9 protein-coding genes are annotated in these 10,028 nt (G+C 71.2%); 3 read left to right on the top strand and 6 right to left on the bottom strand.

The genetic code is table 11. The annotated features are described in order from the left end of the window. Positions 1–36: 36 nt before the first annotated feature. Positions 37–849 carry a lysyl oxidase family protein gene (locus VGX25_RS17895; protein WP_326918948.1) on the bottom strand — a complete coding sequence of 271 codons (813 nt, stop codon included), beginning with the start codon at positions 847–849 and terminating at the stop codon, positions 37–39. A gap of 865 nt (positions 850–1,714) precedes the next feature. After that, positions 1,715–2,113: a hypothetical protein gene (locus VGX25_RS17890; protein WP_326918947.1), complete on the bottom strand. Its 399-nt coding sequence runs from the start codon at positions 2,111–2,113 to the stop codon at positions 1,715–1,717. Between the two features lie 473 nt (positions 2,114–2,586). On the opposite strand from VGX25_RS17890, the gene VGX25_RS17885 reads away from it, so the two are divergent. Further along, positions 2,587–3,699 carry a hypothetical protein gene (locus tag VGX25_RS17885; RefSeq protein ID WP_326918946.1) on the top strand — a complete coding sequence of 371 codons (1,113 nt, stop codon included), beginning with the start codon at positions 2,587–2,589 and terminating at the stop codon, positions 3,697–3,699. Here the strand turns inward: VGX25_RS17885 and VGX25_RS17880 are convergent. From VGX25_RS17880 to VGX25_RS17865, 4 genes are all read right to left on the bottom strand, one after another. Further along, complete coding sequence (locus VGX25_RS17880) at positions 3,645–4,856, bottom strand: hypothetical protein (RefSeq protein WP_326918945.1); 1,212 nt, start codon at positions 4,854–4,856, stop codon at positions 3,645–3,647. The two genes, VGX25_RS17885 and VGX25_RS17880, sit on opposite strands and share 55 nt — an antisense overlap. A gap of 216 nt (positions 4,857–5,072) precedes the next feature. Continuing rightward, positions 5,073–5,867 carry a class I SAM-dependent methyltransferase gene (locus VGX25_RS17875; protein ID WP_326918944.1) on the bottom strand — a complete coding sequence of 265 codons (795 nt, stop codon included), beginning with the start codon at positions 5,865–5,867 and terminating at the stop codon, positions 5,073–5,075. Then, the gene (locus tag VGX25_RS17870; RefSeq protein ID WP_326918943.1) at positions 5,860–6,483 is read right to left on the bottom strand and encodes a cation diffusion facilitator family transporter; all 624 of its coding nucleotides are present in this window, start codon (positions 6,481–6,483) and stop codon (positions 5,860–5,862) included. Before VGX25_RS17870 ends, VGX25_RS17875 begins: the two co-directional genes overlap by 8 nt. Beyond that, on the bottom strand, positions 6,483–6,815 hold the full coding sequence (locus VGX25_RS17865; RefSeq protein WP_326918942.1) for a metalloregulator ArsR/SmtB family transcription factor: 333 nt from the start codon (positions 6,813–6,815) through the stop codon (positions 6,483–6,485). The genes VGX25_RS17870 and VGX25_RS17865 overlap by 1 nt, the downstream gene beginning before the upstream one ends. Positions 6,816–6,930: 115 nt before the next feature. On the opposite strand from VGX25_RS17865, the gene VGX25_RS17860 reads away from it, so the two are divergent. Both VGX25_RS17860 and VGX25_RS17855 read left to right on the top strand, forming a co-directional pair. Continuing rightward, complete coding sequence (locus VGX25_RS17860; protein ID WP_326918941.1) at positions 6,931–8,133, top strand: helix-turn-helix transcriptional regulator; 1,203 nt, start codon at positions 6,931–6,933, stop codon at positions 8,131–8,133. A 297-nt stretch (positions 8,134–8,430) separates the two neighbouring features. Further along, positions 8,431–9,918 (top strand): hypothetical protein, encoded by a 1,488-nt coding sequence (locus VGX25_RS17855; protein ID WP_326918940.1) that lies wholly within the window; start codon positions 8,431–8,433, stop codon positions 9,916–9,918. Positions 9,919–10,028: the final 110 nt, after the last annotated feature.

Here is a 10,028-nt window from a genome sequence, read left to right as displayed (position 1 = left end):
ATCCTCGACCGGGGATGGTGCGTGGACCGCACGGGCTCAGTGCGTGACCGTCACGGTCGTGGACGCCGAGTTGTTGTCGTAACGCACCTCCTGGAAGGAGCGCTCCGGGTTCGTCTCGACGTCAAGGATGTAGTCGCCGTCCGGAACGTCCGTGACATCGAGCCACTGGCCCGCCAGCCGGCGGCCATAGGTGTCGGCCCACCCGACACTGATGCCCTGGTTACCATGGACCGTCGTCCCGAAGCCACACTCGTTGTACGTCCGCCGGTCGCGGGTCCCCTCGAACTCCTGGGCGTGCTCGATGTCGATAATGCAGAATCCGCGCTTGGTCCCCAGCACCGGATTGAGCCCGAAAGCGGCAATAACCTCCCCCGAGAGCATGCCCGGGTTCTGCGCCCTCAACTGCTGGAATCGCGCATACTCCGCCGGCGTCCACAGGCGGTAGGCGGCATACTTTTTATAGTGGTAGTGCCCATGGCACGCGCCCCACTCGAACAGATGGGTGTTCGCCGGATCCAAGGGATCTCCGACAATGAGCGAACCCGGCCCGAGGTTCGGCGTAGAGTATGGAAACATCAGCAACCGCCGCGGCCCGGTCCCCCCGACCTGACCCTCCTGGACGGAACAATCCTCCGGGACGAAGACCTCGGTCTCCAGCTTCGTCTTCTCCAGCTTCTTCTGGTTCAAAACGAGGTCCGGACACCCACGTGGATCCGTACAGGGAACGTCGAAAGCCGCCTGAGAATAGGCCGGCACAAGCACAAGACCGGTCGCCACCAACACCATCACCAAGGCAACCTGAGGCAGACCGCGCTTCCTCCTACCCACCCTCATCCCTTTCACGCTCACATTCCTCCTGTCCATTTACCAGGCCACGCGCCCAAAGCCCCACGCACCCAGCCGCCGCCCATCCTGCAAGCAACCCCCGACTCCGCGATAGTGACAGCTGTCACCAATTCACCCATCCAACAACCAACTCGCAGGTCACCAACGGCACATCGCCCCAACAATGCACCCCCACCCCCCGCAACCCAGACCCGGATCACCGAGCCGCGCACCAACAGCCTCACCACGAGGATCGGGTCGGTGGCCACCAACGCCGCAGCCCCGCACACCCAACCCGACCGCCGCGAATCCGCCCTACCTCCCCGCCAGCTCGGCAATCAGGCGACGGCTCAAGGACCTTCGCCTGAGCCAAGCTGATCTTCGCCCTATCCGCCTTCAATCCCACCGCTCCAGGGCAGGGATGCGCGGCGGGGGACGAGGCTGTCCTCCGTTGCCGGTCTGCTCGGGCAGGGGCGGGTAGCCGCGTGGACTGGAGCGCGGGAAGCGCAGCCGCGCCGCACGCCGCGGGCTCCGCGCCGCACGCCGCGGGCTGCGCGCAGCCAGCGCTCACCGGTGGCGATCGTGCCTGGCAAACCATGCCGGAGTGCCGGAAGCGCTGGGGATCGTGCTCGGCGACCCCTGCCTGGGTGAGGTCGCGGGCCGGCTTCCACTCACCGGGTTGAGCTGGCTACAGGGCTGGTGTAGTTCTGCGAGTGTCGAGCTGATCCATCGGTCCCGGTCGCGACGATGTGCTCGCCGGCGATCGCGAACGCCGGAACCGGCCGGCCTGCGAGTGGACGACCCGGCCAGTGAAGATCGCCGCGGGGGAACGGTGCACCGCCATCGGCCCATCTTCACAGACCGCGGTGAGCACCGGACGCGCGTGCCGCTACGGCGTCGAGGTGCCCGCCGACACGTCGATGACGCCGAGGCCGAAGAGCGCGGCCACGATGAGCAGCAGCGCGATCGCGAAAAACACCCGCGCCGGGGCGAGTGGACCGGTCAGCGTTTTCAACGCGTCGTCCACTTTGCCTATGGCATCGCCGACGGACTGCGTCTTGCCGACGATTTCGGCATTCCGCGCGGCCAGCGCCTGGGCGTCGGCGCCGGTGGTCGCGGCGGTGATTTCCTGCGACTTCGCCACCACCGCGAGCGCCTCCGTGGCCGCGTCCTTGGCCTCGCCGGAGGCGTCCTTGACCTCCTTGAGGCCGCGCCGGGACATGTCCCAGGCCAGGACCAGCGGCACGGCGGCCGCGGCAAGGAGAACGTAGCCCACGGTGTTGCTCATCTGCGCCTCTCGCGTCGGTGGAAGCTCGCCCCGAAGATCGCGCTCCCACAACCGGGTGTTACCCGGACAAGGGCCTTGACATCACCTCGAACATTTGTTCGACTGTTGGGAAGGCGGGCGGCTGGTCCGTTCGGGGAGTTGATGGCTGCAGATATCTCGAGAGGCGTTCACTACGCTCCGTTTGGAGGTGGATCAGCTGGGCGATCGGAGTCGCTTCTGAGCTGCCCAATTTATCGTGCCGCCATATGGCGCCGCACGCAATGCCGTCACGCCCTGTGAGCACGTGCGGGGTTGGTGATCTTTAGTGTGGACTTTGAAAGGTTTGCTGCTTTTCCGTTCGGTCGTCCAGTCTTTCCGCCATGTCTGACACGAGGCCCGGAGCAACGGGCCGGTGGTTCCCCGCGGACGGGATTGATGAGCTTCCGCCGCGATTGGGCCACGAGGGGGCCTTTCTGCCGCATCCGCTGCCGTCGATGGTGCGACTGCAGCCGACGACCTACCGGATACTGGCCGAGGCCGAACAGGCGATTGGCCGGTTGGACGAGGCGGCGGCGCGGTTGCCGAACCGGTCCGGGTTGGTGCGTTTAGCGCAGCTGCGCGACGTGCACAGTTCCGGCGAGCTGGGCGGCGTCATCGCGGCGTTGCGGGAGCTGCTGGTCGCGGATCTGCCGGGAGTGGTCGCCGATCCGCCCGTCGACCTGAATCTGCGGCGGTATCTGCGGGCCAACGACGAGGCGGTGGGCTGGGTCCGCGGCGGTGGGCAGATCAACCTCGCGCTGCTCGGCCAGCTGGGTTCGATCCTGGCCGGCGCAAGGGATTCGCTCGGCGTCGTGGGCACGGACGAGGTCAGCGAGGTGGCCTGGCGCACCGGCCCCGGCTGGCTCGGCGGCCCCGATCCGCGGGACGCCTACCTGCTCGCCGTCCCGCCCGGCGTCGAATTGCAGACCGCCGGAATACAGTGGTCGGCCTGGGTCGAATCCGGCTGCGAGGCGCCGCTGCTGGCCAGGGTCGCGTTGGGCCACTATCAGTTCGCCGTGCTGTCGCCGGTGGATTATGCCGGCCACCTTTCCCGGCTCTACATCACCCTCGCGCTGATTCACGAGGGCGCGTTGCGGGACGCGCTGCTGCCGGTTTCGGAATGGCTGAGCCGGCACCGCGACGAATACCGCGAACGGATGCTGGGCATCGTGCACAAGGGCGACCTTGACGGTTTCATGGTGTTCTTCGCGACCGGCATCGAGGCGTTGTGCCGGGACCAGATGCGGTTCATTCACCGCGCGGAACGACTCAGCGAGGCGCACCTCGCGCGGCTGGGCCGGCGGATGGATGGGATCGTCCGGGTGACCCGCGATCTCACCGCCACCCCGATGACCACCAACCTGCAGATCGCTCAGCGGTGCGGCATGACCGTGCAGCACGCCGCGAGCCTGACCAAGCAGCTCAAGCGCATCGGGGTGCTCCGCGGCCTCAACGGCAAGCCGTACCGCCAGGTGTTCGTCGTCCCCGACGTGATGAACCTGTTCGAGCTGAGCTATCCCTTGCCGCCGGACGAGGACGAGGACGTGTTCGACACCCCGCCGTCGTGACGCAGGGCGTCGTCCGGCGCGGGGATCGGGTAGCCGCCGGGCAGCGGATCCTCCTGCGCGGTGGCCAGCAGCGCGCGCACGTGGTCGGCGGCGGCGTCGTCGACGTCGACCAGCATGGCCAGCGCCCGGCTCCACCGCCGCCGGGCCGCACCGTGGTGGCCCTGCTCCCACAGCGCGCGGCCCCACCACATGAGGATGCGGGCGTGGAAGGTCAGCGCCCCGGGCGCGGCGTCGCCGGCGCCGGTGACGGGCGCCATGGCCTCGTCGGCCTGTGCGAACTGATCGGAGGCCGAGCTGAGCCGCCCGGCGAGGTGCATCGTGGCCGCGACCCTGGTCAGCGCCTCGGCGACGCCGGCGGCGTCGCCCGCCGCCCGGTGCAGCTCGGCCAGCTCCAGGTAGGCGTCGAGCGCCTTGCTCAGCCGGCCCCAGCCGCAGTACAGGGCGCCCATCCCGGTCAGCACCGCCGCCCCGCGGTCCCGTTCCGCCGGCGTGACCCTTGCGCTCGCGTCGCGCCGACGGATGATCGCCAGCGCGCGGACCCACTGCGCCTCCGCGCGCAGCCGGTCGTCGTGCCCGGCGAACGTGGCGGCGCTGCGGTGCAGCAGGTCGGCCAGCAGCGACGGGTCTCGCTCGGCGATGGCCAGCGCCTCCCCGGCGTCGGCCAGCCCCTGCCACCAGTCCGGATCGCGCACCCGCCCGGCGAACGGCCAGGCCGCGGACGCCAGCCGCGTCCCGGTCCGGCGCAGCCCGCCGTGGTCGCAGGCCCGGACCGCCGCCAGCACCTCGGCGCGGTGCCGGGCGAGCCACGCGCCCGCGTCGGCCGGGTCGTGCCGCCGCAGATCGAGGGCGGCGGTGTGATACTCGGCGAACCTTCGGATGATCACCGCCGCCCTGGCCGGCGTGACCCGCGCGTGGGTCCCCAGCCAGCCGCGGGCCCGCTCGTCGACGGCGTGGTGCCCGACGCCCGCGGCGGGCTCGGCCCAGCCGGACCGCACCAGCTCGGCCATGGCCGCCGCGGTCTCGCTCGGCGTCAGGTCCACGGCGGCGCCCACGCCCGGGCTGGTGACGACCGTCAGGCCCAGGGCCGACACGGCCCGCAGCAGCTCGGCGGCCGCGGGCTCACAAGCGCCGTAGGCGTGCTCCCAGGACACGCTCACCAGCACCCACTCCTCCACCGGGCTGTGAGGGCTTACGGCGCCGAGGCCGGGCCGGAGGCTCGCCGAGGCGTCGGTGGCTGCCAACCGCCGGCCGACAACATCGAGTAGTGCTCCCAGCCTCGCCCTCACATTGGATCGACACTGCACCCTGGCATCTGGACTGTACCCACGACCCGGGACACCGCCCGGCATGTCGCGCCGTCGGAGCCGTCCGTGTCACGCCGTGGTGGCCACCGCGAGGTTGACGTCGTTGTGCTGCACGAAGTCCTCTGGGGCCAGGGTGCGCAGGCGGGCCCGGACCGCGGTGAGGAACGCGGCGCGGGCGGGCGGGTCGAGCGTGGCAAGGCGGCGACCGGCCACGCCGAGGTGGGTCTGCCGCGCGAGGAACTCGTCGAACGTCGGGCGGTAGGCCCAGGGGACGACGTCGACGCGGGGATCGGTGAAGCCGGCGGACCCGAGCAGGGCACGCAGCTTGTCCGGGGAGTCCATCAGCTGGTGCCGGCTGATCAGCGGGCCGTCGGGGGCGGCGCCGTGGCGGTCGAGCTCATCGGCCCACAGCCGCTGGGCGGGCACTGGGGCTTCCTCGCCCCAGGTCGCGAGGCCAAGGGTGCCGCCGGGTCGCAGCACGCGACGCACCTCGGCCAGCGCCGCCGCCGGCGCCGGGACGTGGAACAGCATGAAGGCCATGACCACCACGTCGAACGTGGACGCGGCGAACGGCAGGGCCATGGCGTCGGCGACGAGCCTCGGGTAGTCCCGCGGCGCCCGGCGGAGCATGCCCTCGGCCCGGTCGGCGGCCACGACGAGGGCCGACGGCGCGGCGCCGCGCAGGGCCGGCAGCAGGGTGCCGACTCCGGCGCCGAGATCCAGCACGCAAGCGGCCGAGCGCAGCGGCAGGGAGTCGAGCAGCCGCAGGCTCAGCGGGTGCAGCGCCCGCGCCCAGCACGCCTGGTACGCCTCGGCCTGCCCGGAGTAGTGCCGGGCCAGCGCCCGGACCAGGTGCTCAGTCATGGCGGCAGGCGTTCCCGCGCCAGGCCTCCCGGCCCTCCCGCACCGCGACGCCGGCGATCACCAGCGCGGCCACCGGGTCCGCCCACGACCAGCCCAGCCACAGGTTGAGGCCGAGCCCGGCGAGCAGCACCGCGGACAGGTAGGTGCACAGCATGGTCTGCTTGGAGTCGGCGACCGCGCTCGCCGAGCCGAGCTCGCGGCCGGCGCGGCGTTGCGCGAGCGACAGCACGGGCATGACCACCAGGCTGACGGCGGCCAGCGCCAGCCCGGCGGGGGAGGGGTCGGCCTCGGCGGCGCCGATCAGCGCACGCGCGGACTCGACGGTGACGTAGAGGGCCAGCGCGAAGAACGACATCGCGATGATCCGCAGGGCGGTGCGCTCGCGGGCCTCCCGCGACTCGTGGTCGCGTGCGGAGAACTGCCAGGCCACCGCGGCGGCCGAGGACACCTCGAGCACCGAGTCCAGCCCGAAGCCGATCAGCGCGGTGGACGACGCGATCGTGCCGGCCGCGATCGCCACGACCGCCTCGATCACGTTGTAGGTGATCGTGGCGGCCACCAGCCGGCGGACCCGCCTGGTCAGCAGCGCCCGGCGGTCGACCCCGGTCGCCGGCATCAGCCGCGTCCCTCGGGCTCGGGGTCCGGGCACGCGGCCGGGTCGACGGCCAGCACCAGGCCCACCAGGTCGCCCAGCGCGTGTGCCAGGCGCGGCTCGGCCAGCTCGTAGCGGGTGCGGCGGCCCTCGGCGACGGTGACGACCAGGCCGCAGCCGCGCAGGCAGGCCAGGTGGTTGGACAGGTTGGTCCGGGACACGCCGAGGGCCTCGGCGAGCTCGGCCGGATAGCCGGGGCCGTCCCGCAGCGCCAGCAGGATCCGGCTGCGCGTCGGGTCCGACAGCGCGTGGCCGAAGCGCGCAAGCACCTCGCCGTGCGTCGCGACCATCAGCATGGCGCTACAGTACAGCAGCCACTGAACTCATGATGGGCTGAACAGTTGAACCGCCCGAAGCCCGCGCGCGTCGCCACTAGTACCAGGCGTGACCGGGGTGTGGTGAGGTGGGCGTGTGGCCGTCGAAAGCGGTTTACCGCCGGGTGAGCGGATTCGGTTGTATCGCAGGCGCATTGGCCTGACCCAGGAGCAGTGCGCGCAGCTGAAGGGCTGCACGGTCTCGGCGTGGCGCAAGTGGGAGTCCGGCGAGCGCCAGGTCGCGGCGTTCTCCGACTGGATCGAGATCGCGCGGATCCTGCGGGTGCGGGACCTGTACAAGCTGACCGGGCTTCCGGTGGGGGAGCTGCCCGAGGAGCCGACCGAGCACGACACCGTGCCGGCGATCCGGGCGGCGATGGTGTCGTTCGATCCACGGCTGGCCGAGGAGCCGGACGTCAAGCGGCTCGACGAGGCCGTGGAGACCGCGTGGGACATCTGGCAGGACCGCCGGCCGTTCACCCGGATCGGTTCGCTGCTGCCCGGGTTGATCACCGAGGTACGGGCGGCGATTCCGGTGGTGGACGGGCCGGAGCGGGATAGTCTACTTCGGACAGCGGCGATGCTGTACTTCCTGACGCGGGAGTTCACCGATCGGATGGGCGCGCACGACGTGTCGCTGGTGGCCGCGGACCGGGCGATGGCCGCGGCGATCAAGGCCGACGATCTGGACTACCGGGCGGCGGCGGCGTGGAACGTCGGGATGATCCTGGCCGAGCAGGGGCACACCGAGGTCGTGGCCGACCTGGCACGGGATGCCGCGGCCGAGCTCGAGCCGCTGCGGGGCGCCGCGCCGGAGCGGATGAGCATCTTCGGCGCGCTGCATCTGTTGCGCGCCATGCAGTTCGCGCGGTTGGGCGACGAGCACGGCGCGCTGACCGCCCTGGAGACCGCCGAGACCATCGCCGCGAAGCTCGGTGACCGCAACGACTTCCGTACGGTGTTCGGCCCGACCAACGTCGGCATCTACCGGGTGTGGCTGGCGGTGGAGCTGTCCAAGCCAGGCGAGGCGATCCGGATCGCCCAGCGGTACGACGTGAGCACGCTGCCCAGCGTCGAGCGGCGGTTCTCCTACTACGTGGAGCTGGCCAAGGCGTACGCGATCCGGGCCGAGGACGTCGCCGCGGTGCACATGCTGCTGCGGGCCGAGCAGGAGTCGGCCGAGGAGCTGCGGTACAACGTCGAGGTCCGCGGCCTGGTCCGCGAGCTGCTGCGCAGGGAGAGCGCCCTGACCCGCGCGGACCTGCGGCCGCTCGCCGATCGGATGGGTGTGCTCACCTAGTCAGAATCGAAAGGCCTAGGGGTGCCACACAGCGGGTCGCTTAGGAGTGCCACCCGCTGGGTCGCCACCACGACCGGGGGTGCGGAACAACACCACCCCAGGTGTCGGTTACCCACCGGTAATCGATTTAGGTGGAATATAGGCGGATCCGGGCCTGAACCGCCGTCGATTGTGCGATGGGCATCGCGTGGGTGACGGTGCCCATCGCCCCGTATTCCCGCTGCCAATTCGTGGCGGGGATGCGCGCGGCCAACTCCCGGCACCCGAGTGAAACGAATGGGAGCGAACGCGATGTCAATGACCAGCACACCGAGGACGCATGCGACCCGGACCTGGTGGCTGCTCGGCGGAATGCTCGGTTTGGCATTCGGCTATTTCTTTTGGTACACCCCCTACGCCGCGCTGACCAAAGCGTTGTCCTCCGGCCTGCTGCCGGGGACGGACAAGCGGGTCGGCGGGCTGGTGCTGCTGCCGGCGGCGGCGCTTGGCACCCTCGTCGGCGCCGCGCTGTTCCTGGCCCTCACCGGGTGGTGGCGCTACATCGGCAGCCGGGAGCTGTTCGGCCGGATGCGGCGCTTCCCGAGCGGCCTCATGCTGGTCGCCGGGTTCTTCATGGCGCTGGTCATCGCGACGACGACGCTGAACTACACCTTCGCCGGGGTGTCGATCCTGTTCATGCTGCTGATGATGCGGGCGGGGGTGCTGATCCTGTCGCCGATCGTGGACACCGTGCGCCGGCGCCGGGTCCGCGTCTACTCCTGGGCCGCGCTGGGGTTCAGCCTGCTCGCCGTGCTCGCCGCGCTCAGCGACGTCAACAGCTACACGCTGACCATCGCCGCGGTGGCCAGCCTCGCGGTCTACTTCGCCGGCTACCTCGGCCGGTTCCAGATCATGAGCCGGGTCGCCAAGACCGGGGAGGAGATGACCGATCGCCGTTACTTCGCCGAGGAGGCGATCGGCTCCGCGGTCTGGCAGGTCGTGCTCTGCGCGCTGCTCGCGGTGGCCGGCTTCGGGTGGTTCTCCGACGCGCTTGCCGAGGGCTTCACCGGATTCCTGCTGACCCCGGCCGCGTTGCCGGCGTTCGCCATCGGGCTGCTGTACTCGGCGCTGTACGTCTACGGCACGCTGATCTACCTCGACCCGCGCGAGTACACCTGGTGCGTGCCGGCCAACCGGTGCGCCAGCCTGCTGTCCGGCCTCGTCGCGTCGTTCGGCCTGACCTGGCTCACCGGCATTGCCGCGCCCGGCGCCGGCCAGCTCGTCGCGACCGGCTTCGTGCTGCTGGCCATCGGCGCGCTGTGCTACCCGACCATCCGGGCCGCGCTGCGGCGCGACCCGCTGCTGCTGTTCGTCTGCGGCGGCAACACCTGCCGCTCGGCCATGGCCGAGGCCATCGCCCGCGCCGCCGTGGCCGCCGGCCACTGGCGCATCGCCAGCGCCGGCCTCGACGCGACCCCGGGTGCGCCCATGCCCCTCGAGGCCACCATGGCGCTGTCCGGCCTCGGCGTCCCGTGCGACGGGCACCGGGCCCGGCTGCTGACCCCCCGCCTGATCGCCCAGGCACACACCGTGTACGCCATGACCGCGGCGCACCGCGACGCCATCGTGGCCATGGTCCCGGAGGCTGCCGACAAGACCATCTGCCTCGACCCCGACGGCGACCTGCCCGAGCCGCACGGCCAGCCTCAGTCGGCCTACGACGAGCTCGCCGGCCGCCTCAACCGCATCATCACCCAGCGCCTCGCCGATGCCGCTGCCCCCGCGAGTGCCGCCCGTGCCGGCTGAATGAAAGTCGCCGTGTCCGGGCGCCGACCACGGATCTGAAAGTCGCGCCCTGGCGAACACGGCGACGTGAGGCGCACCCGACGCCCCCTGACCGCGACCGGCGGTCAGGG

It is taken from the genome of Actinophytocola sp., from assembly GCF_035942955.1.
Classification (GTDB): Bacteria; Actinomycetota; Actinomycetes; order Mycobacteriales; family Pseudonocardiaceae; genus DASYTH01.
The sequence above is the reverse complement of the archived record's forward strand: the minus strand, read 5'-3'. Positions and strand labels throughout refer to the sequence as shown.

Excerpts from the sequence above, each read along its gene's own strand:
- VGX25_RS17890 (WP_326918947.1), bottom strand. The coding sequence starts at position 2,113 with ATGAGCAACACCGTGGGCTACGTTCTCCTTGCCGCGGCCGCCGTGCCG.
- VGX25_RS17885 (WP_326918946.1), top strand. The coding sequence starts at position 2,587 with ATGGTGCGACTGCAGCCGACGACCTACCGGATACTGGCCGAGGCCGAA.
- VGX25_RS17875 (WP_326918944.1), bottom strand. The coding sequence starts at position 5,867 with ATGACTGAGCACCTGGTCCGGGCGCTGGCCCGGCACTACTCCGGGCAG.
- VGX25_RS17870 (WP_326918943.1), bottom strand. The coding sequence starts at position 6,483 with ATGCCGGCGACCGGGGTCGACCGCCGGGCGCTGCTGACCAGGCGGGTC.
- VGX25_RS17865 (WP_326918942.1), bottom strand. The coding sequence starts at position 6,815 with ATGCTGATGGTCGCGACGCACGGCGAGGTGCTTGCGCGCTTCGGCCAC.
- VGX25_RS17855 (WP_326918940.1), top strand. The coding sequence starts at position 8,431 with ATGACCAGCACACCGAGGACGCATGCGACCCGGACCTGGTGGCTGCTC.